This is a genomic window from Halomonas sp. 5021 (genome assembly GCF_036663435.1).
GTDB lineage: Bacteria > Pseudomonadota > Gammaproteobacteria > Pseudomonadales > Halomonadaceae > Vreelandella > Vreelandella janggokensis.
Window position 1 is genome coordinate 457,828 of the sequence record NZ_JAXOVU010000001.1, and the last position, 21,254, is coordinate 479,081.

Annotated in this window: 19 protein-coding genes and 1 tRNA gene; 6 read left to right on the forward strand and 14 right to left on the reverse strand. The window is 56.3% G+C overall.

Annotated elements, in window-relative coordinates:
• Nucleotides 1-78: 78 nt before the first annotated feature.
• From groL to R3F64_RS02290, 3 genes are all read right to left on the reverse strand, one after another.
• Nucleotides 79-1,722 (reverse strand): chaperonin GroEL, encoded by a 1,644-nt coding sequence (gene groL, locus R3F64_RS02280; protein ID WP_085918669.1) that lies wholly within the window; start codon nt 1,720-1,722, stop codon nt 79-81.
• Nucleotides 1,723-1,779: 57 nt separating this feature from the next.
• Nucleotides 1,780-2,073, reverse strand: a complete 294-nt coding sequence (locus tag R3F64_RS02285; protein ID WP_066320359.1) for a co-chaperone GroES — start codon at nt 2,071-2,073, stop codon at nt 1,780-1,782.
• A 224-nt stretch (nt 2,074-2,297) separates the two neighbouring features.
• On the reverse strand, nt 2,298-2,804 hold the full coding sequence (locus R3F64_RS02290; protein WP_085918668.1) for an FxsA family protein: 507 nt from the start codon (nt 2,802-2,804) through the stop codon (nt 2,298-2,300).
• Between the two features lie 181 nt (nt 2,805-2,985).
• On the opposite strand from R3F64_RS02290, the gene R3F64_RS02295 reads away from it, so the two are divergent.
• Nucleotides 2,986-3,747: an SDR family oxidoreductase gene (locus tag R3F64_RS02295; protein ID WP_085918667.1), complete on the forward strand. Its 762-nt coding sequence runs from the start codon at nt 2,986-2,988 to the stop codon at nt 3,745-3,747.
• A gap of 49 nt (nt 3,748-3,796) precedes the next feature.
• Here the strand turns inward: R3F64_RS02295 and R3F64_RS02300 are convergent, their stop codons facing one another.
• Together R3F64_RS02300 and R3F64_RS02305 are read right to left on the reverse strand one after the other, a co-directional pair.
• Nucleotides 3,797-4,432 carry a hypothetical protein gene (locus R3F64_RS02300; RefSeq protein WP_085918666.1) on the reverse strand — a complete coding sequence of 212 codons (636 nt, stop codon included), beginning with the start codon at nt 4,430-4,432 and terminating at the stop codon, nt 3,797-3,799.
• A 292-nt stretch (nt 4,433-4,724) separates the two neighbouring features.
• A tRNA-Leu gene (locus R3F64_RS02305) sits at nt 4,725-4,809 on the reverse strand.
• 76 nt (nt 4,810-4,885) lie between these two features.
• Here R3F64_RS02305 and R3F64_RS02310 point away from each other — a divergent pair.
• From R3F64_RS02310 to R3F64_RS02325, 4 genes are all read left to right on the forward strand, one after another.
• On the forward strand, nt 4,886-5,599 hold the full coding sequence (locus R3F64_RS02310; protein ID WP_268901380.1) for a ComF family protein: 714 nt from the start codon (nt 4,886-4,888) through the stop codon (nt 5,597-5,599).
• A 55-nt stretch (nt 5,600-5,654) separates the two neighbouring features.
• Nucleotides 5,655-6,629, forward strand: coding sequence for a serine/threonine protein kinase (locus tag R3F64_RS02315; RefSeq protein WP_199283355.1), 975 nt, complete (start codon nt 5,655-5,657; stop codon nt 6,627-6,629).
• A 251-nt stretch (nt 6,630-6,880) separates the two neighbouring features.
• A complete protein-coding gene (gene folE / locus R3F64_RS02320; RefSeq protein WP_085919528.1) occupies nt 6,881-7,432 on the forward strand; it encodes a GTP cyclohydrolase I FolE in 552 nt (183 codons plus the stop codon).
• 107 nt (nt 7,433-7,539) lie between these two features.
• Nucleotides 7,540-8,997 (forward strand): NAD-dependent succinate-semialdehyde dehydrogenase, encoded by a 1,458-nt coding sequence (locus R3F64_RS02325; RefSeq protein WP_085919529.1) that lies wholly within the window; start codon nt 7,540-7,542, stop codon nt 8,995-8,997.
• An 87-nt stretch (nt 8,998-9,084) separates the two neighbouring features.
• Here R3F64_RS02325 and purH read toward each other — a convergent pair whose 3' ends face one another.
• The 8 genes from purH to ppa all read right to left on the reverse strand — a co-directional run bounded on the left by purH (nt 9,085) and on the right by ppa (nt 17,879).
• The gene (gene purH, locus R3F64_RS02330) at nt 9,085-10,665 is read right to left on the reverse strand and encodes a bifunctional phosphoribosylaminoimidazolecarboxamide formyltransferase/IMP cyclohydrolase (protein ID WP_264823151.1); all 1,581 of its coding nucleotides are present in this window, start codon (nt 10,663-10,665) and stop codon (nt 9,085-9,087) included.
• A 46-nt stretch (nt 10,666-10,711) separates the two neighbouring features.
• The gene (gene fis, locus R3F64_RS02335; RefSeq protein ID WP_085919531.1) at nt 10,712-11,059 is read right to left on the reverse strand and encodes a DNA-binding transcriptional regulator Fis; all 348 of its coding nucleotides are present in this window, start codon (nt 11,057-11,059) and stop codon (nt 10,712-10,714) included.
• Nucleotides 11,056-12,093, reverse strand: a complete 1,038-nt coding sequence (gene dusB / locus R3F64_RS02340) for a tRNA dihydrouridine synthase DusB (RefSeq protein ID WP_085919532.1) — start codon at nt 12,091-12,093, stop codon at nt 11,056-11,058. Before dusB ends, fis begins: the two co-directional genes overlap by 4 nt.
• Nucleotides 12,094-12,202: 109 nt before the next feature.
• Entirely contained in the window at nt 12,203-13,114 is a 912-nt protein-coding gene (prmA, locus tag R3F64_RS02345; protein WP_085919533.1) for a 50S ribosomal protein L11 methyltransferase, read from the reverse strand.
• Between the two features lie 71 nt (nt 13,115-13,185).
• A complete protein-coding gene (gene accC, locus R3F64_RS02350) occupies nt 13,186-14,526 on the reverse strand; it encodes an acetyl-CoA carboxylase biotin carboxylase subunit (RefSeq protein ID WP_085919534.1) in 1,341 nt (446 codons plus the stop codon).
• A gap of 30 nt (nt 14,527-14,556) precedes the next feature.
• The gene (accB, locus tag R3F64_RS02355; protein WP_085919535.1) at nt 14,557-15,027 is read right to left on the reverse strand and encodes an acetyl-CoA carboxylase biotin carboxyl carrier protein; all 471 of its coding nucleotides are present in this window, start codon (nt 15,025-15,027) and stop codon (nt 14,557-14,559) included.
• A gap of 259 nt (nt 15,028-15,286) precedes the next feature.
• Nucleotides 15,287-17,212: a protein-disulfide reductase DsbD gene (gene dsbD / locus R3F64_RS02360; protein WP_332609551.1), complete on the reverse strand. Its 1,926-nt coding sequence runs from the start codon at nt 17,210-17,212 to the stop codon at nt 15,287-15,289.
• Nucleotides 17,213-17,348: 136 nt separating this feature from the next.
• A complete protein-coding gene (gene ppa / locus R3F64_RS02365; RefSeq protein WP_085919537.1) occupies nt 17,349-17,879 on the reverse strand; it encodes an inorganic diphosphatase in 531 nt (176 codons plus the stop codon).
• A gap of 262 nt (nt 17,880-18,141) precedes the next feature.
• On the opposite strand from ppa, the gene R3F64_RS02370 reads away from it, so the two are divergent.
• Nucleotides 18,142-19,857, forward strand: coding sequence for a bifunctional protein-serine/threonine kinase/phosphatase (locus tag R3F64_RS02370; protein WP_085919637.1), 1,716 nt, complete (start codon nt 18,142-18,144; stop codon nt 19,855-19,857).
• A 93-nt stretch (nt 19,858-19,950) separates the two neighbouring features.
• Here R3F64_RS02370 and R3F64_RS02375 read toward each other — a convergent pair whose 3' ends face one another.
• On the reverse strand, nt 19,951-21,210 hold the full coding sequence (locus tag R3F64_RS02375) for a 6-phosphofructokinase (RefSeq protein WP_332609554.1): 1,260 nt from the start codon (nt 21,208-21,210) through the stop codon (nt 19,951-19,953).
• Nucleotides 21,211-21,254: the final 44 nt, after the last annotated feature.

A 21,254-nucleotide genomic window follows, 5' to 3' on the forward strand; every position in this document is an offset into this window, starting at 1 on the left:
CTTTAACGACAAGAACCCCGCACAAGGCGGGGTTCTTGATGACGGCTTACCGTCAGAGCGATAAGGCTCGGGGGCAGCTTACATCATGCCGCCCATGCCACCCATTCCGCCCATGCCACCCATGTCCGGAGCGGCTTCTTTCTCGTCCGGATCGTCGGCGATCATGCACTCGGTGGTGATCATCAAGCCAGCAACGGAGCCTGCAGACTGCAGCGCAGAACGCGTTACTTTGGCAGGGTCGAGGACGCCCATTTCAAACAGGTCCCCGAATTCACCGGTCTGCGCGTTGTAGCCGAAGTTGCCTTCAGCGTCCTTCACGCGGTTGATGACGACGGCGGGCTCTTCGCCAGCGTTGCTGACGATTTGACGCAGCGGCGACTGCAGGGCGCGCAGGGCCATGTTGATGCCGTGGTTCTGGTCTTCGTTATCACCCGTCAGACCCTGTACCTTGGCCATGACGCGGACAAGCGCGGTACCACCGCCAGGCACTACGCCTTCTTCAACGGCGGCGCGAGTCGAATGCAGCGCATCTTCAACGCGGGCTTTCTTCTCTTTCATTTCCACTTCGGTGGCCGCACCGACGCGGATAACCGCAACGCCGCCTGCCAGTTTGGCAACCCGCTCTTGCAGCTTCTCTTTGTCGTAATCGGAAGACGTGTCTTCGATCTGGGTGCGAATCTGACCCACGCGAGCTTCGATATCGGCTTCAACGCCGGCGCCATCGATGATGGTGGTGTTTTCCTTGGACATGGTCATGCGCTTGGCAGTACCCAGGTGATCCAGGTTCGCCTGCTCGAGGGTCAGACCAACTTCTTCAGAAATCACGGTGCCGTTGGTGAGGATCGCAATATCCTGAAGCATCGCCTTGCGACGATCGCCAAAGCCAGGCGCCTTGGTGGCCGCGACTTTCACGATGCCGCGCATGTTGTTCACGACCAGCGTGGCCAGCGCTTCGCCTTCGATGTCTTCGGCAACGATGGCAAGCGGTTTGCCTTGCTTGGCAACGGCTTCGAGAACCGGCAGCAGCTCACGGATGTTGGAGATCTTCTTATCCACTAACAGGATGTAAGGATCTTCCAGTTCAACGGACATGGTGTCCTGGTTGGTCACAAAGTAGGGCGACAGGTAGCCACGATCGAACTGCATACCTTCGACGACTTCCAGTTCGTCTTCGAAGCCACGACCTTCATCAACGGTGATGACACCTTCTTTACCGACTTTTTCCATTGCTTCGGCAATGATCTCACCGATGCGCTTGTCGCCGTTAGCGGAGATGGTGCCTACCTGAGCGATGGATTTGGTATCGGTGCAGGGCACTGACATCGCCTGGATTTCTTTGACGGCTGCCGTGACGGCATGGTCAATACCGCGCTTGAGGTCCATCGGGTTCATGCCGGCAGTTACGCCTTTCAGGCCTTCCGCGATAATAGCCTGGGCCAGAACCGTGGCGGTGGTGGTGCCGTCGCCCGCGACGTCAGAGGTCTGCGAAGCAACTTCCTTGACCATCTGGGCGCCCATGTTCTCGAACTTGTCTTTCAGTTCGATTTCCTTGGCCACCGATACACCGTCTTTGGTGACGGTCGGTGCACCAAAGGATTTTTCGAGAACAACATTGCGTCCCTTCGGACCCAGTGTGACCTTCACTGCATTGGCGAGAACGTCAACACCGCGCGCCATGCGCTTGCGAGCATCATCGGAAAACTTGACTTGTTTAGCTGCCATGTTCGTTACTTCCTAATAAATTTCAAGAAATGGGAAAGTAATAGGTCGAGGCGGTGATCAGCCTTCGACAACTGCCAGAATATCGGCTTCGCTCATGATCAAGACTTCTTCGCCGTCGATTTTCTGCTTTTCAACGCCAAAGCCGTCTTTGAAGATCACGTTATCGCCAACTTTCACGTCCAAGGGGCGAACGTCGCCGCTTTCCAGAATGCGGCCATTACCAACGGCGATAACTTCACCACGGGTAGGCTTTTCCTGCGCATTGCCCGGAAGCACGATGCCGCCAGCGGTTTTCTGCTCTTCTTCCACGCGACGAACGACGACGCGATCGTGCAAAGGACGGATATTCATGCTTACGTTCTCCTGAGTATCGTCAAAGCCCCAATCAGGGCGGTTAGTGTTGATAGTTTTCGTGGGCGGTGCCCGCGAAAAATGAAGACAAGATGTCTTCGCTGTAAATGGCAACCACTTTATAGTGAAGCAGTTACCGAACTTGTGTGCTGTTTGAAAAGTGGGGGCTGCGGGTGGCCTTTCAAGGGGGCGCTAATAAAAAAATCTCAAGCGCTGTCTATTCGCTAGCCGCGGTGTTTCGGCTCATCCCGGCTAATAAAATCCCCTTCGATCGGTCCTTCCGGCTTTTCGGTGGACGACGCGCTCTCGCTGTGACGATAGCGGGGCTCATCCTGATGAGAGGCCCACGACGGATCATGCCCGGTCGTGCGGTGGGTGGCGACCTTTAAACCCAGCGCGGTAAGCAGTTTAAACAGCAGGCGACGGGCATTCGGCACAAGGCAGGCAAGGCCGAGGGCATCGGAGAGAAAACCCGGTGCCATTAATAACGCACCGCCAAATATCAGGGCGGCACCGGTAAACAGCTCATTAGAGGGAATTTCACCTGCCTGCATGCGCTGACGAGCGCGGGCAAACGTTGCCACGCCTTCCTTGCGAATAAGATGCAGACCCACGACCCCGGTGCCAATCACCAGCAGCAGAGTCATTAATAAACCGATCTGGCTGCCAATCGAGAACAGGATGACAAAGTCAAGCAGCGTGAACAGGGAAACAAACACCAAAATGGGCATAACTAACTCCGTAATAAACGTCGTGATAGATATGGTGACAGTCTGATTGAAAAACAAGCCGGACTAAATAGCCTAGCGAAGCTGCATTGCGCTTTTAGGGGATTGCCGGGTGATGGTTTGCGTGTCAGTTTGAACGACGAGATGTATCAACGTGATCAAAACGGACGGGAAGGAGCGTTAAATGAAGCTGGATGGTCGGGTAATTGCGATAACTGGAGGTGCACAAGGCCTGGGCTATGCCGTGGCTCAGCAACTGGGGCAGAAGGGAGCGCGGCTGGCGTTGCTGGATATTAGTGGTGAAGCTCTGGATAGCGCTGTCTCAACATTGGCACGGCAGGGGATCGATGCGCAGGGAGTGGTCGTTGATGTTGCCGATGAAGCATCAGTGGTGCAAGCATTTGCGGACATTGCCGAGAAGCAGGGTCCGGTCAGCGGGTGTGTCAATAATGCGGGCATTACCGACGATGCCCTCATGGTGAAAGCCAAAGAGGGGCAGGTGGAAACACGCATGTCCCTGGCGGCCTGGCAGCGCGTGATTGATATCAACCTGACGGGCGTGTTTTTGTGCGGACGAGAAGCGGCGACGCAAATGATCGAAGCCCAGCATGAAGGCGTGATCGTCAATATTTCCAGTATCTCTAAAGCGGGTAACCCCGGGCAGAGCAATTATGCGGCCGCGAAGGCGGGAGTACATGCATTGACTGTCACCTGGGCAAGCGAGCTGGCGCGCTATGGTATTCGCACCGGTACGGTGGCGCCGGGCTTCATCAATACTGACATGACCGCCTCGATGCGCCCCGATATGCTGGAACGCATTGCCTCAAAGGTGCCGTTAAGGCGTCTGGGGGAGGCGGATAATATTGCGCAAAGCGTGGCGTTTATCCTCGATAATGATTATTTCTCTGGTCGAATCATCGAGTGCGACGGTGGGCTGCGGCTGTAGCCATAGTCCATGGGTGTCGTGTTGATAGTGGCGTATGGCCAACGCCGGGCTAGCGATTCGTTTCAAGGTTATCCACTTCTTCAGCCCAGCGCTTTACTTTACGGCGCTGAAGCCGCCCGTTGAGACGTTTGGTATCCACGCTGATGGGGATCAATGTCTTTTCGGAAGTGGATGGGTCGCTTAGATAGAATGACCGCGACGCTCCGACGGGCCTGTCTTCCGAGCCATAGATGGCAATCACTCGCAGCTCCAGTTGAAGCCCGGTCTGATCGTAAATGGTGTTGTCCAGTTGCCAGGTAGCGCAGATCTGATCGGCAATGTCGGCAAAGCGTTGCATATGCAGGTAATCGCCAGAGGCTAGCGGCCCCTGGTGACTTCTGATGGATTTCCCTTCCTGCTCATTCTCTTTCTCTTCTTGGTACTCCGCGACGTCGACCATGTAGCTGCTTTCTTGGGTATGAAGAAGTGCTGCCACATGTTGAATGTAGATGGATTCACTACTCATGTTGCTTATTAGACAAAGCGCATTCTGGCCGGTGCCAAGGCCGCGATTGATAATGATGCGTGGACGCCGCTGGCGAACGTAGCCGTTATAGAGTAGCTGCAGGTAAAATAACCAAAGGAGAACGGTGAAGATGCTTGTGGCGGCGGAAATCGCCTGACTATTTCCGTTAAGCCAGTCCATAGGTCTGTTCCTTAGCCCGTTTAATGGTTTGGAGTTAGCGAGTAGAACAAAAGCTAGCTCAACAGGCTAAAAAATCCAGTTAGCCAATGAGTTGTGATTCAATTTTAATCAGGTAAACCTGATTTGTTGGGCAATAAAAAAGCATTGCGGGGACGTAAGAAAGCAGATAAAGACGATTAGAAGGGATGCAAATGTTGGCTAAGACACTGACCGAAGCATGCCCAAAACAGACTATATGAGCACTAAAAGCAAGGAGGGGATAAATCTAGCTGATTGAAAAATAAAGCTTAATTGGTGCGGATGGGGAGACTTGAACTCCCACGCCTTACGGCACTAGAACCTAAATCTAGCGTGTCTACCAATTCCACCACATCCGCAGAACGATGCGTATACTATCAATCTTTTATATAAAGTCAATGATAAAGTGTACAAGCCGCCAGCCAAGGAGTGCTCATGCGATTGAAACGCTGGGTAGCTGCCGGTAGTGCTCTGCTAAAACGTGGACTGCCGGGTTATTGTGCGTTTTGTTTGGCACCGCTTGAAGGGGACGCAAGCTGGTGCTCGGAATGTTTCGAGCAGTTGCCCTGGAATAGACCTGCCTGTCCGTGCTGTGGTGATCAGTTAACGAACGATCACCAATTCTTGTGCGGGCATTGCCTCAGTAAGCGGCCTGCCTTCGAGGCTGCTTATGTGGCGTTACGCTATGAATTTCCCGTTAATGCACTGGTGCGCGATTTCAAATTTAACGCCCGGCCTCGGGCTGGCATGTTGTTGTGTGAGTTAATGCAACAAAGCCTGCCGTCGCCACCCTTTGATGCGATACTGCCCGTGCCAATGACACCAGAGCGCGCTCGCGACCGCGGGTTCAATCAAGCGCACTGGTTGGCTTTCGAGCTCGCCAAGCGAAGCGGCTTGCCCGTGCTCGAAGCCCGTCGACTCAAGCAGGGGCCTTCGCAGCGCCGCTTGAACCGGCAGGCGCGTTTTGCCAATCTGGCGGGTGCTTTCGTGATTGATAAACCGCCGCCTGCGTATGTCGCGATTGTTGATGACGTTGTCACCACGGGGGCTACGGCCCATGCACTCGCTTTGGCATTGCGCCGGGCTGGAGCGCAGCGTGTTGATGTGTGGGCGGCGGCGCGCACACCTCTGGTGGTTGATGACGCCTGACAGCACGATGCCCTCGTCGATGATACGCTTTTACTGATTGATCCCTGGAGACACCATGACGCATGCTTTTCACCAGCTTTCTCCTGGCCTTGTGATGTCAGCGGTGGAGTCGTTGGATATATGGCCAACGTCGGAACCATTTGCGCTAAACAGCTATGAGAACCGCGTGATGATGTTCCGCGATGAGCAAGGCGGTCAATGGATTATCAAGTTCTATCGTCCAGAACGCTGGCAGGACGCCACTATCCAGGAAGAGCACGATTTTCTTGTCGAGCTTAGCCAGGCCGGAGTGCCGGTGGCCACCGTTTGGCGTGATCGTCGCGGGCAAAGCCTGCATCGCTATGAAGGGTATCGTTTTGCGTTATTCCGCCACTGCCCTGGACAGGCCCCCGAGTTGGACAATGATGCCCACCTTTTCGCGCTTGGTGAACTGATGGGGCAGTTGCACGAGTCGTCAAGCAAGGGCACTTTTATCCATCGTCCACGTCTGGAGTTAGTGGAAGGAGTGAAAGATGCTCAGCAACGGGTCTTCGATAGCCAGCGTTTGGATCGTTACCAGCGTCGGGGTTATGAAAGCGTCATTACCCGCATGCTGAAAGCGCTTCGTCCCTATCAATGGGGTGATGAAACAATGATACGTTGTCACGGTGACTGTCATTTGGGCAATATTCTGGGGCGCGATGAGCAGTTTTCACTGGTGGATTTTGATGATTGCCTGATGGCGCCAGCGATCCAGGATATCTGGATGCTGCTATCGGCGAATGAGCCCGTTGAGTGGCAGCGTCAGATGAGTGAGATTGTCGAAGGGTACGAAGAAACGCGGCCCTTTCCCCATCAGCAGATAGAGCTGATTGAACCACTGCGTGCCTACCGGTTGATAAGGCACAGCGCCTGGCTGGTCTCTCGCTGGCAAGACCCTGCCTTCCAGTTAGCGTTTCCCTGGGTCGCTGATAAAGGGTACTGGGATCAGCATATCCGGCAACTTGAGCAACAATTGCTAATACTAAAAAAGCCGCAGTGGTTGGCATAGTGTCTTTCTATCACGCGCATAGCGGGATGCCGGATCAAGCCAAGCTGCCACCCAGCGCTTAGGTGCGCTAAGATGCACGCTTTTATTGCGTTATGTTAATATTTTATTGTACATACCTTACTTAAAGTATATTTTCTGTACATGGTTGTGTCTGGATTGCGTCCAATCATTGCCATGGCGGCCTATGGCCGACTCTTTTTAGCGCGATGGAGCCATATTGATCGTGCACGACATTTTTGACGAGGCTTACCATGACGGATGATATCGCCCAGTATTACCAACAGATCATCAGCGCACTTGGGGAAAATCCCGAGCGTGAAGGGCTCAGAGATACCCCTCTTCGCGCAGCAAAAGCAATGCAGTTCCTGACGCATGGCTATCATCAGTCGCTGGAGGAAATCGTCAACGGTGCCGTTTTTGAGTCGCAGACTGACGAAATGGTGCTGGTCAAGGATATCGAGCTGTATTCAATGTGCGAGCATCACCTGTTGCCTTTTATTGGTAAGTGTCACATCGCTTACCTGCCGAACGGTAACGTGTTGGGGCTCTCCAAATTTGCTCGTATCGTCGATATGTATGCCCGACGCATGCAGATTCAGGAGAACCTGACCCGGGAAATTGCCGAGGCAGTGCAGCAGGTCACCCAGGCGCGTGGGGTGGCCGTGGTAATTGAAGCGCGTCATCTTTGCATGATGATGCGTGGCGTCGAGAAACAAAACTCGAGTATGACGTCATCCGTCATGCTGGGCGATTTCCGGGCCAATCAGGCAACGCGTCAGGAGTTCTTGACGCTGGTCAATTAACCCTGTGCGACACGATACTGTATTACGGTTGGTCTGTTACCCTGTTTCGTCATAGCATGAATACGTTATTTTGCTGATGAGTCCCTTATCCGGGGCAGGAGTCTGTCATGGAAGCGCTTAAAGAGACACAGCTGTACTGTCCGTTTGCCTATATCGATGGAAGTTGGGTAGCGGCCGACAGCGGTGACCAGATCAACGTGCTTAACCCGGCCACCGGTGAGATAGTGGGCGATATGCCAAGGCTGGGGAAAGCGGAAACCGAACGGGCCATTGAAGCGGCTGATGCAGCACTTCCCGCGTGGCGCTCGCTGACTGCCCAGGAGCGGGCGGATTTGTTATTGAAGTGGCATGACCTGATGCTGGAACATCAGCACGATCTCGCCATGCTGATGACCCACGAGCAAGGCAAGCCACTGAAAGAGGCGGCGGGTGAAATTGCCTATGCGGCGAGCTTTCTTCGCTGGTTCGCTGAAGAAGCTCGGCGCGTCTACGGTGAAACCATTCCTGCCGCCAAGGCCAACCAGCGTATTGTGGTGACCAAACAGCCTGTTGGCGTTGTCGGTGCCATCACCCCCTGGAATTTCCCGGCGGCGATGATTACCCGTAAGGCGGGTGCTGCTCTGGCGGCTGGCTGTACCATTGTGGTCAAGCCAGCGAGCCAGACGCCGTTTTCGGCCACGGCCCTGGCCATGCTGGCGGAGCGTGCCGGTATTCCCCGCGGCGTTTTCAACGTTGTACCGGGGAGCGCTGCTGACATTGCCGAAGCGCTGACCCAGTCACCTAAAGTGCGCAAGATTACCTTTACCGGTTCGACCGAAGTTGGCCGCAAGCTGATGGCGCAGGCTTCCGAGCATGTGCAGAAAATATCGCTTGAGTTGGGCGGCAACGCTCCCTTTATCGTCTTTGAAGATGCCGATCTGGATGCGGCGGTTGACGGCGCCATGGCTGCCAAGTTTCGTAACGCAGGGCAAACATGCGTCTGCACCAACCGTTTTTTGGTCCAGTCCAGCGTCATCAATGCGTTTTGCGAAAAGCTCGCCGTGGCGATGAACAGCGAGCTGAATGTGGGCGATGGCACTCAGGAAAATATCAACATCGGGCCGTTGATTGACCAGAATGGTGTTCAGAAAGTCAGTGAGCACGTCCAGGACGCTGTCGACCATGGGGCAGAGCTGTTACTGGGCGGGTATCCGCACCCCTTGGGAGGTAACTTCTTCAGCCCAACCTTGATCAGCTTTGCCACGAATGAAATGAAAGTCGCCCATGAAGAGACCTTTGGCCCGCTGGCGGCTGTCTTTCCCTTCGATGACGAAGAGACGGCCATTGAAATGGCTAACGACACTCAATATGGGCTGGCGTCTTACTTCTATTCTCGTGATTTGTCGCGGGTCTGGCGGGTAGCTGAAGCGCTTGAATATGGCATGGTAGGCATTAATACCGGCCTGATTTCCAATGCAGCGGCGCCGTTCGGCGGTGTGAAAGCATCCGGCCTGGGACGCGAAGGGGGTCACCAGGGCTTGGAGGAATATCTGGAAACCAAGTATCTGTGTATTGATCTCAGTTAAACCCCGCTTTTCATTTTTCCTGAGCTGAAACAACCCTCACTGAACACGTCAATGAGGGTTGTTTGCTGTCGGGGACCCTAGTCTGGCTTAGTGGCGGAAATGACGCATGCCGGTAAACACCATGGCAATACCGGCTTCATTGGCTGCATCGATCACTTCCTGATCGCGCATTGAGCCGCCCGGCTGAATGACGGCGGTGATACCTGCCGCCGCAGCGGCATCAATGCCGTCACGAAACGGGAAGAAAGCGTCCGACGCCATTACGGAACCCGGCACTGAGAGACCCTCGTCGGCCGCCTTGATGCCCGCAATCTTGGCGGAATAGACACGGCTCATCTGTCCCGCGCCAACGCCTATTGTCTGGCCACTGTGGGCGTACACGATGGCATTGGATTTAACGAACTTGGCGACCCTCCAGGCAAACGAGAGATCACGCAGTTCCTGCTCGGACGGAGCGCGCTCACTGACCACCGTCAGGGCATCACGCGTTACCATGCCGTCGTCACGCTCTTGAACCAGCAGGCCACCGTTAACCCGCTTGAAGTCGAAGGCGGGCTTGGTTTCGCTGGGCCAATGTGCGCTGACATCCAGTAGCCGGACATTCTTCTTCGCTGCCACAATGGAAGCGGCGTCGGCGCTGACGCCGGGGGCGATAATCACCTCTACAAATTGGCGATCGACGATTGCCTGGGCCGTGTCGGCATCGAGCGCCACATTGAAAGCGATAATGCCGCCAAACGCACTGGTAGGGTCGGTCGCAAAGGCTTTGTCGTAGGCTTCAAGGGCGGTGGCGCCAATCGCAACGCCGCAGGGGTTAGCGTGTTTGACGATAACGCAGGCGGTGTCATCGAATTCTTTGACACACTCAAAGGCAGCATCGGTATCGGCGACATTGTTGTACGACAGCGGCTTACCCTGCAGCATTGTTGCCGTCGCCACGCCGGGTTCGTTGGCTCCTTCCTCCACGTAAAAAGCAGCCTGCTGGTGCGGGTTTTCACCGTAGCGCATGGCCTGTTTCTTGTGCAGTTGCAGATTTAGCGTCCTTGGGAAATCGGCGTCTGTTGCCTCGACCTGGCGTCCCAGGTAATTGGCAATGGCAGCGTCGTAGCCTGCGGTGTGTTCAAAGGCTTTTACCGCGAGGTCGAAGCGGGTGGCTTCGCTGACATACCCCTCCTGAGCGGCGAGCTCACCCAGCACCCGGGGATAGTCGTCGGCGTTGACGACAATCGTCGTGTACGCGTGGTTCTTGGCGCAGGCGCGGACCATGGTCGGGCCACCGATATCGATATTTTCGATGGCGTCCTGCCGCGTGCAGTCCGGCTTGGCGACGGTGGCAGCAAAGGGGTAGAGGTTTACCACGACCATATCAATCGGGGTAATGTCGTTCTCCGCCATGACCGCGTCATCCTGGCCGCGGCGGGCGAGAATGCCGCCATGGATTTTGGGGTGCAGTGTCTTGACGCGGCCATCCATGATCTCGGGGAAGCCGGTGTGTTCGCTAACTTCCTTAACCGGAATCTGGTGTTCCTGTAGCAGGCGGAATGTGCCGCCCGTGGACAGAAGCTCCACGCCATGCTCGGACAAGCCGCGGGCAAATTCAACGATGCCGGTTTTATCAGAAACGCTCAAAAGGGCGCGGCGTACAGGGGTCGCAGTGCTATCAGCCATGAGGGTGCTCGTGTGCAGAGTAGAGAATGAAAAGTCAATGACGCCTTCAGGGTGTTGGGGCGTCGCCTTCAATAAGTCCATAAAGCTTGAGTTTCTTGCGCAGCGTGCCACGGTTGAGGCCCAGTACATCCGCCGCACGGGTCTGATTCCCCTCGGTGTGCTCAAGCACGCAGGCGAGCAAAGGCGCCTCTACTTCGGCCATCACCATGGCATACAGGTCGCTCGCCTGACTGCCATCGAGATGCTCGAAGTAGCGACGCATCGCAGCTTCCACGGCCTCTCGAAGAGGCTGCGGCGGCATATTGGCCTCGGAGTCTGCCAGTGTGCCGTTGAGGCGTGTATGGCTGTCTGACGCGCTGTCGCTGGAAACAAGGTCAAGATCGCGTTCGGTCATGCTGCATAGCTTCCTTTGGCTAGCAGACGCTTGATGGCATCGGGTGCCATGGCGTCATTGATCCAGTTGACTTGTGTTTCGGTAGTGGCCAATCCGTTGAATTGTTGCTTTAAATCACGCCGCTGAGCTGGAGTGAAACGGGCATCTTCGCCCAGGTACCAGCCAAGGTGCTTACGCGCAATGCGCACGCCCATGGTGTCGCCATAAAAGCCATGAAGGGCGTTTAAATGATCAATGAGCACGCCGCGGCGCTCTTCCAGGCTGGGTTGAGCGCGGTGCTCACCATGTTCCAGAAAGTGCTGAATCTGATCAAAAATCCAGGGATTTCCCTGGGCGGCCCGTCCGACCATAACGGCGTCTGCTTGCGTGTAGTGCAGCACCTCTACCGCTTTTTCCGGGGTGGTGATGTCCCCGTTGGCAATCACCGGAATGCCCAGTCGTGACTTGATATCGGCAATGGTGTCGTACTCTGCCCATCCAGTATAGCGCTGCTCGCGATGTCGGCCATGAACTGCCAACGATTGAATGCCTGCTTGCTCTGCAAGACGCGCAATACGGACGCCGTTATTGGAGTCAGCACACCATCCAGTGCGAATTTTAAGGGTGACAGGAATATCGACGGCGTTGACGACGGCGTCAAGAATCTCGCCAACCAGTCTTTCGTCGCGAAGCAACGCTGAGCCTGCTGCCTTATTGCAGACTTTTTTGGCCGGACAGCCCATGTTGATGTCGATTACCTGTGCGCCAAGATCGGCATTGAGCCGGGCTGCCTGGGCGAGCATCTCGGCGTCGCCCCCGGCAATTTGCACAACCCTGGGGGCGGGTTCGCCACGATGATCCATGCGCAATTTTGATTTGCGTGTATGCCATAGATTGGGGTCGGCAGTGACCATCTCGCCAACTACCCAGCCTGCCCCGAGCCGTCGACACAGCTGGCGGAAAGGACGATCGGTCACCCCCGCCATGGGCGCTAATATGACCCGGTTCGGCAGGGCGTGTGGGCCGATCTTGAGTGGTGGTGTTGCTAGGGTCATGGCAGTTGGCGCTTTGATGTTGCGGTTAACGACCGTCAGGCCGCCCGAGGACGCGTATGATACGCTTACTCGACGGCGGGGTGAAGGCGGCCTGAGTGTCAGCGACAGATTAAATGAGGCGATGTCCGGTAAGGCGTACCCAGCCTTCCCGCATGACAGGCGCATCCATGCTGAGCCCCTGTTGCTGATAGGCCTGCATGACATCATCGGCCTGGTTGGCCAAAATGCCCGAAAGGGCAATGTGACCGCCAGGGGCAACGTGGCCAGCAACCGTTGATGCCATTTCGATCAGCGGACCCGCCAGAATATTGGCGGTGACAATCGGGTAGCGGCTTTTGACGAGTTGCTCAGGAAAGCAGAGTGCCAGTGCTGTTTCGTCGATATGATTACGCTCGGCGTTGTCACGACTGGCCTGCAGTGCCTGGGGGTCAATATCGGTACCATCGGCATGGGCCGCGCCGAGCTTTAATGCGGCAATGGCCAAAATGCCCGAACCACAGCCAATGTCCAGCACAGACTGGTCAGCGAGTTGCCCCTTGACTGCCAGGCTATCAAGCCATTCAAGGCACAACGCCGTGGTCGGGTGGGTACCCGTACCAAACGCCAGGCCCGGGTCAAGGACCAGGTTGACGGCATCGGACTCGGGTGGTTCGTGCCAGCTTGGCACAATCCAGAGCCTTTCTCCCATACGCAGTGGCGTAAAGTCTTCCATCCACTCGCGTTCCCAATCGCGGTCTGCGAGTAGCTCATAGTCAATGGCCGGGCAGGGTTCGTCCGGTACCTGTTCCGACCAGGCGGCTTCGATGCGCGCAAGCATGGCGTCAATGCCCTCGAGGTCATCGTATAGCCCGGTGACGACAGTGTCCTGCCATAGAGGCGTTGTGCCGCGTTCGGGTTCGAATACCGGGTCATCCTGGGCGTCTTGAAGCCCAATTGCCGTCGCGCCTTCTTCAAGGAGTAATTCTTCCAGCAGTTCTGCCTGCTCGGGCGGGACGTGCGCTTTGAGTTGAAGCCAGGGCATTCCGGGTCTCCGCAGCAGCAAAAAAAGCGGGATGACGATGGCCATCCCGTGATGATCGATCTCAGCGTGTGTTAGCTGCTGAGTTTCTTTTCTAGATAGTGAATATTGACGCCACCCTGGCGGAAGTAGCTATCGCGCACCAGGTCTTTTTGCAGATCAATGTTGGTTTTGATGCCTTCAACCAATAGCTCATCCAGTGCGTTGCGCATGCGGGTGAGGGCAATTTCCCGGTCCTCTCCCCAGGTGATCAGCTTGCCGATCAGCGAGTCGTAATGGGGCGGGACGGTATAGCCGGTATACATGTGCGAGTCCATACGCACGCCAAGGCCACCTGGTGCGTGGTAAAGCGTTACCTTACCGGGTGACGGCATGAAGGTGCGCGCGTCTTCCGCGTTGATGCGGCATTCGAACGCGTGGCCGTTCAATACAACGTCTTCCTGGCGGATCGTCAGCGGCATGCCCGAGGCAATGCGCAGCTGTTCCTTGACAATATCCACGCCGGTCACCATCTCGGTGACAGGGTGTTCGACCTGGACGCGAGTGTTCATCTCGATAAAGAAGAAGTTGCCGTCTTCGTAGAGGAACTCGAAGGTACCCGCGCCCCGGTAGTTGATTTCCACGCATGCCTGGCGACACGCTTCCAGCACCTTGGCACGCGCGTCAGGGTCGATGCCGGGAGCTGGCGCTTCCTCGAGGACTTTCTGGTGGCGACGCTGCAACGAGCAGTCACGGTCAAAGAGGTGAATGGCATTGCCCTGGCCGTCGGCGAGTACCTGAACTTCCACATGGCGGGGGTTTTCGAGAAACTTCTCCATGTAGACGGTGCCATCGCCAAACGAGGAGTGGGCCTCGGTGCGGGTGACGGTAATCGCGGAAAGCAGGTGGCCCTCGGTATGCACGACACGCATACCGCGCCCGCCACCACCGGCTGCTGCCTTGATGATAACCGGATAGCCGATGCGCCGTGCGGTCGCAAGGTTGGTTTCATCATCATCGCCAAGTGGGCCGTCCGAGCCTGGAACCGTGGGGACGCCAGCCGCTTTCATTGACTCGATGGCGCTGACTTTATCGCCCATCAGGCGAATGGTTTCAGCGCGGGGGCCGATAAACGTAAAGCCTGAGCGTTCTACCTGTTCGGCAAAGTTGGCGTTTTCGGATAAAAAGCCATAGCCGGGATGAATGGCGCTGGAATCGGTCACTTCCGCTGCGCTGATCAATGCCGGAATATTAAGATAGGACTGAGCAGAGGAGGCCGGACCGATACATACCGCCTCGTCGGCTAGGCGTACGTGCATGAGTTCGCGGTCCGCCTTGGAATGAACCGCCACGGTCTTGATGCCTAGCTCTTTACAGGCCCGGAGGATACGTAGGGCAATCTCGCCGCGGTTGGCGATAAGTACCTTGTCGAGCATGGGAGAGTCCACCCGTATTGAAATGAAGGATTAAGCGATGACGATCATTGGCTGATCGAATTCCACCGGCTCACCGTCTTCTACCAGAATGGCTTCCACCACGCCGTCACGGTCGGCTTCAATTTGGTTCATCATCTTCATGGCTTCCACGATACACACCGTATCGCCTTGCTTGACCGTATCGCCGACTTCAACAAAGGATTTGGCGCCAGGCGCGGGGCTGCGATAGAAGGTACCGACCATCGGCGAGTTGATGGCTTCGCCGCGATAGCTGTTGCCTGGAGCGGGCTCTTCTTCAGGCGTTGCGGCGTTAGTCGCAGGCGCAGCAGGTTGCTGTTGAGGGGCAGGCTGAGCGTACTGGGGCATTGACTGCGGGTGCCAGGTGCCCCCATTGGGATGACGACTGATGCGAACCGACTCTTCGCCTTCCTGGATTTCAATCTCGCTAATATTGGATTCTTCAAGCAGTTCAATCAGTTTTTTGACTTTACGGATATCCATTACCTAGCCCCATCACTATCGTTGAGAGTGGTGTGTTCATCACGCGTCAATAGCGCAGTAAACCAAATTATAAAATGTAGAGAACGCCGCATGATGACGAACGTTACCCTTTTTTACTGCTTATAAAAGCAGAAGTTCAATCAATATGGTGGCGAAGTGTGCCGAAAAACGTTATCGATGTCCAGTTATCACATGCCTGGCACATAAGGCTGTTCTTAAACGGTCGTTTGACGGCGTTCGCGACAGGACGCCTCAATATCTAACCGTTGCCTGCCTGGCGACTCTCTTCCCAGCGCGCCAATTCGCGCAGGTGCTGGGCAAAGTCGGCGGCGTTGATATCGCCCTGTATGCGCGCTGCACGGACCTCCTGACCATTCTGGAAAAAGAGCAGGCTGGGTGGGCCAAAAAGCTGGTAGCGGTTCAATAGTTGCCGACTTTGCTCATTGGTATCGGTGACATCGACGGCAATGCGCTCAAAGCCTGAAAGTTGCTCAATGACATCGGGGTCAGTATAGACCTTGCGCTCCAACTGGCGACATGAGATGCACCAGTCAGCCGTAAAATGAACGAAGACGGGTTTGCCCTTTGTCTCAGCTGTGTCGATGGCGCTGTTGAGTGCTGGCAAGCTGTCCAAATGCTTAAAAGCCAATGGTCCTTGAGCGTCGCTTTTGTTGGTCGTCTGGATGTTTAGCGGGCGCAACGGATTATGCGAGCCCAAGGCAGCGCCAAGGGTAAGGGCGATGCCCCAGGTCAGCAGGATAAGGCCCAGCGTTTGACGCGCTTTAGCCCAGCCCGATGGCGTATGGGTTTGCAAGGCGCCCAGTGTGAGGGCGGTGCCAATGGCAAGTCCCGCCCAGAGCAGCAGGGCAATTGACGGTGCTATCAGGCGTTCTACCATCCAGATTGCCACCCCGAACAGCAATAGCCCAAAAGCCATTTTGACCCCGTTAAGCCATGCGCCGGAACGTGGCAGCAGAGTGGCGCCGAAGGTGCCGACCAGCAATAGCGGCACGCCCATTCCCATGCCCAGTGCAAATAGCATGGCACCTCCCATCAGCGCATCACCGGTGGTGGAAATGATCACCAGTGCCCCGGCCAAGGGTGCCGTTACACAGGGAGACACCACCAGGACCGAGAGTGCACCTGCCAGTGCCAGGCCAGCCGGGCCGCTGCGTTGTGCTCGTGTCTGCCAGGCATCGACGCGTTGCGCCAGGCGTGGTGAAAGGCGTAAATCAAAGGCGCCAAGCATTGCCATGCCAAACACGCTGAACAGAATGGCAAAGGAGATCAGTACCGGCGCGGACTGGAGCTGTGCCTGGAGGTTGAGGCCGGCCCCAAAGAGGCCCATCAGCACGCCCGCGCCAGCGTAGGTCATGGCCATACCCAGTACATAGCTGGCCGACAGCATGAACGCACGGGGACGTGAGGGCTGTTGACCGATGATGATCGAAGACAGGATGGGCACCATCGGCAATACGCAGGGTGTGAATGTCAGTCCGATGCCGGCCAGGAAGAAAAGCCCTAGCGCCAGCGGCAGGCTGGCATCGGTCATCAGTTGGCTGAAGCGGCTGTCCTCGCTTTGTGGCGCGCCAAGGGTTGCAGCGCTGTTGTTCAATGCCACCGTCGAGTCGGCAGCCGTTGCCGCATCGGTGGCGTTATTCGACGCGTCCGCAGGCGATGCGGGAGGCGTTTCGTCGGCGTTCGCTCCGGTCTCCCAGTCGGCATATGCGCGTGGCGGTTGGCTCTCGGTAGCCTTCAGTGCGATGGTTTCCGGCGGGTAACAAAGCCCGGCATCGGCGCAGCCCTGGAAGGTGAAGTCGACATCCAGCGGACCTGAAAAGTCACTTTCCAACGGCGCTTCCATGACCACTTGGTCGCGGAAAATATAGACGTCACCCATGAACTCATCATTGGTGAAGGTACCCTCGGGCAGTTCGGCCATACCCAGGCGAACCTTGTTCGTCAGGCTTTCCACGGCAAACTGGTGCCGGTAGAGGTAATACCCGTCAGCGACTTCGACGCCCACGAAGAGCGTGTCGCCGTCATGCCAGGCGGTGGGTTGAAAGGCTTCCAGGACGGGTAGAAAGTCGTCGTTCTGATCGCTTGAAGAGAACCACTGCGCCTGGGCAAATAATGGTAGCGTGCCGAGCAGAAGCAACAGACCTAAACGTCGAATCGTGTGCAAAATGTGTCCTTGGTCGATAACGTCATATCAGCAGCTAGCATAACGCAACGTGGCGCGCTGGCAACGGGCTTCAGGGAGAATGCTGACCGTCAACGAAACGGGGCCACCCGAAGGTGGCCCCGTTCATCACGTACGCTTAGGCTTTTTGGTAGGCCGCTGCCGATTTTTCAATGGCTTTGCGTGCCGCATCGACACCTTCCCAGGACTCGACTTTAACCCATTTGCCTTTTTCCAGATCTTTATAATTCTCGAAGAAGTGGGCAATTTGCTGACGCAGCAATTCGGGCAGGTCGGTGACTTCCTGAACGTCGTCATAGAGCGAGCTAAGCTTGGGGTGCGGGACACATACCAGCTTGGCGTCTTCCCCGGCTTCATCAGTCATGTTCAGGATGCCGACGGGGCGTGCACGAATGATACTGCCGGGCTGCACCGGATGTGGAGTGACGACAAGTGCGTCCAGCGGGTCGCCATCGTCGGCCAAGGTGTGGGGAATAAAACCGTAGTTGGCCGGGTAGAACATGGGGGTGGCCATAAAGCGGTCGACCAGCAGGGCCCCCATGTCCTTATCGATCTCGTATTTGATCGGCGCATGATTGGCAGGAATTTCAATCGCCACATACAAGTCGTTGGGCAGATCCTTACCAGCGGGGATGTTGTCGAAGTTCATCGTTAATTCCTTGGTCGTACAATGGCTAGGCAATCGAAGTTGCTGTATGAATAACACCGGATTATACGAACATGGCCGCAAGATTACCAATGCGACATAGGTGTTGCGACGACAAAGCGTTTGCCATCCTGCGATCGGACTGCACGGCAAGCTTGATAAGGTCACGACGTTTGGCGAGCATCGTTCAGTATCTCCAGTGTGTATCATAGGAAGTCCTAGACAGTGATGTCAGTTGCCAATGCTGTATGCTCAGGAGGATGACTTGGCCCATGCCCAATTGCTGATCAGTTACGGTCAGGCATTTGTTGCCCCGGATCGGCGCCTGCACCGCAGCTCCATGTCGGTACGCTTCCCCGAGCCGCCTTTGCTCAAGGCTAAAGGGAGTTGCGCGGTCATTAGCGACTCGCTGGCGCGCAATACCCTGGCCAAACAGGCAGGCGATTTAAGCGTAAGGGGGTTTTTAGCCGATTATTTTTCAACACCTGATCACTGGGATGTAAAAACCTCGGCGACGCGTGTACTAAGAGCGCTCAACAGCTGGTGTTATGGTCAAAGCCAGCATGTGCAGAATGGCAGCTTCGTATCATCGCTGTCGGCCTTGATCTTCCGTGAACGCGATGCCCACCTGTTCCATATGGGTGACACCCTGGTGTTTCGCCTGAGAGGGGCCGAGTTTGAACAACTGACCCGTGACCACGTCACGGACCTTGGGGGGTATCGCTATCCATCACGGGCGCTGGGTATGGATGGCAGTCTGGATATTGACTACTCCCATCTGCCCATGAAGCAGGGCGACCTTTTCCTGTTTACGACCCAGGCCGTGGGGGGCACCTTGCTGCCTTCCGACTACGTGCGACTGATCCGCCAGGATGCCAGCGATCTAGATGCGGCCTGTGAACGCCTTGCCAATGAAGCGAAACAACGCGCTCAGGATCGCGGCTATGGGGGTGACCAGTTCTGTTTCCAGTTGGTACGCATCGATGAACTGCCTGAAGAAAGCAGCGACCATCCCGGTCAGTTATATGGCGAATTGCCGATACCGCCGGAACTGGCCCCCGGGGCGAGACTGGATGGCCTGGAGGTGCTGGCGGTGTTGTCGCGTACGGCCCAGTCACGCATATACCGTGTGCGCGATGTCTACTCAGAGCGGGAAATGGTCATGAAGGCGCCCAGCCCGGAGCTTTCGCTGCGTAATGCCTATCTAGAGCACTTTCTGCTCCAGCAGTGGGTGGTAGAGCGGGTCAACTCGCCGTTCGTGGTCAAGGTTGTTGAGCCGTCACGGCCGCGGCGTTACCTTTACTATCTGATGCAGCATGTTGAGGGCGAGACCCTGCGTCAGTGGGCCGAGCGCCATCCCCAGGCAAACCTGTCCCAGCGGCTGGATATCGCCAATCAGTTGGGCAAAGCGGTTCAGGCATTGCACCATCGCGACATCCTGCATCAGCAAGTCAATCCCGATAATATTCTGATCGACCCGCACGGGAAGGTCGTCCTGGCCGACTTCAGTGCCTGCCACATGCGCGAGGTTGACGGCCATCGCCATTCAGGCGAGCTGTTAAGGCAAGTGGGCTTCAATGAGCACACGGCCCCCGAGTATGCCCTCGGGGACAGCGTCGGGCGGCGCAGCGACCAATACTCGCTGGCGTCGACCGTATATTGGTTGTTGACGGGCGAACTGCCTTACAGCCTGACGCCTAACCGGCTGCGCAGTCATACCGACCTGGAAGGGCTGAGCTACCGCAATGCACGCACCACTAATCCGGAAATATCGCCGGAGCTTGATGAGGCCTTGCGGCGCGCATTGGACCCTCAACGATCACTGCGTTTCAGGCGGTTATCCGAGTTTCTGCATGCCTTGCGGCTGCCATTGGGTAAACGGACACCGGGCGAGAAAGAACGCAAAGAGCCACGCCATTTCTGGCAGGGTGTTGCCGGTATTCTGCTCTTGCTGCTTGTGTTGTCCTGGCTGTTGCGTTAGTGCTCGCTCTTTGCCGTTGAGCTGACAAAAAGCCCGGGCGTCGTGGAGACTCCCGGGCTTTTTGTGTATCAACCTACAGGTATCAGCGAACGGTTAAAGCGTGAAAACAGGCAGCTTGCGTTCTACCTTGGCCAGTTTCAGCTTGGCCACTTTCGGCAGGCCGTTTTCAAACGGTGGAAAATCTTCGCCCTGAATCAGCGGTGAAAGATAGTCGCGACACGTGTCGGTAATGTCGAAGCCTTCCTCGCTGATGAAGTCGCGGGGCATGAACTTTTCCTGGTTCGCCACCTGGGAGAGCGGGGCAGAGATAACATCCCACTGATAAGGTGACTGAGAAATACGGCGAATCGCTGGCATCATGGCGTTCTTGCCCGCCAGTGCCAGTGATACCGCTTCGCGACCTACCGCGTAGGCCTGTTCTACATCGGTTTTAGACGCCAGGTGACGGGCAGCGCGCTGCAGGTAATCCGCAACGGCCCAGTGGTATTTGTACCCCAGATCCTGCTTGATCATGCCTGCCAGCGTAGGGGCAACGCCGCCCAGTTGGCGGTGGCCAAAAGCGTCGGTGTTGCCCGCATCGGCCAGGAAGGTGCCGTCTTCGTAGCGTGCCCCTTCCGACACCACGATAACGCAGTAGCCATTCTGCTTGACGCTTTGCTCGACCCTTTCCATGACCGCTTTGCGGTTGAAAGGAATTTCCGGGAATACAATCAGATGGGGGGGCTCACCAGCACCTTCACCGGCTAACCCGCCTGCCGCCGCGATCCAGCCAGCGTGGCGACCCATCACTTCAAGTACAAACACCTTGGTCGATGTGGCGCACATTGAGGCGATATCCAACGACGTCTCAAGAGTTGAGGTGGCGATGTACTTCGCCACACTGCCAAACCCTGGGCTGTTGTCGGTAACCGGCAGGTCGTTATCGACGGTTTTGGGTACATGAATCGCGGTCAGCGGATAGCCAAGCTTTTCGGAAAGCTGTGAGACCTTTAGGCAGGTGTCGGCGCTGTCACCCCCGCCATTATAAAAGAAATAGCGGATATCGTGGGCCTTGAAGACCTCGATCAGGCGCTCGTATTGGGTGCGGTGGGTATCGATATCCTTAAGCTTGTAGCGGCAAGAGCCAAACGCACCCCCCGGGGTGTGGCGCAAGGCCGCGATGGCGTCGTCGCTTTCCTGGGTGACATCGATGAGGTCTTCCGTCAGGGCTCCAATAATGCCGTTATGACCGGCATAGACCTTGCCAATCTGGTCGGGGGCTTGTCGGCAAGCTTCGATGACGCCGCAAGCGCTGGCATTGATCACAGCGGTGACACCGCCTGATTGGGCGTAGAAGGCATTATACTGAGCCATGGAAACGTCTCATCTCCTGAAAGTCGGAAAGCGTAATAAGTGGG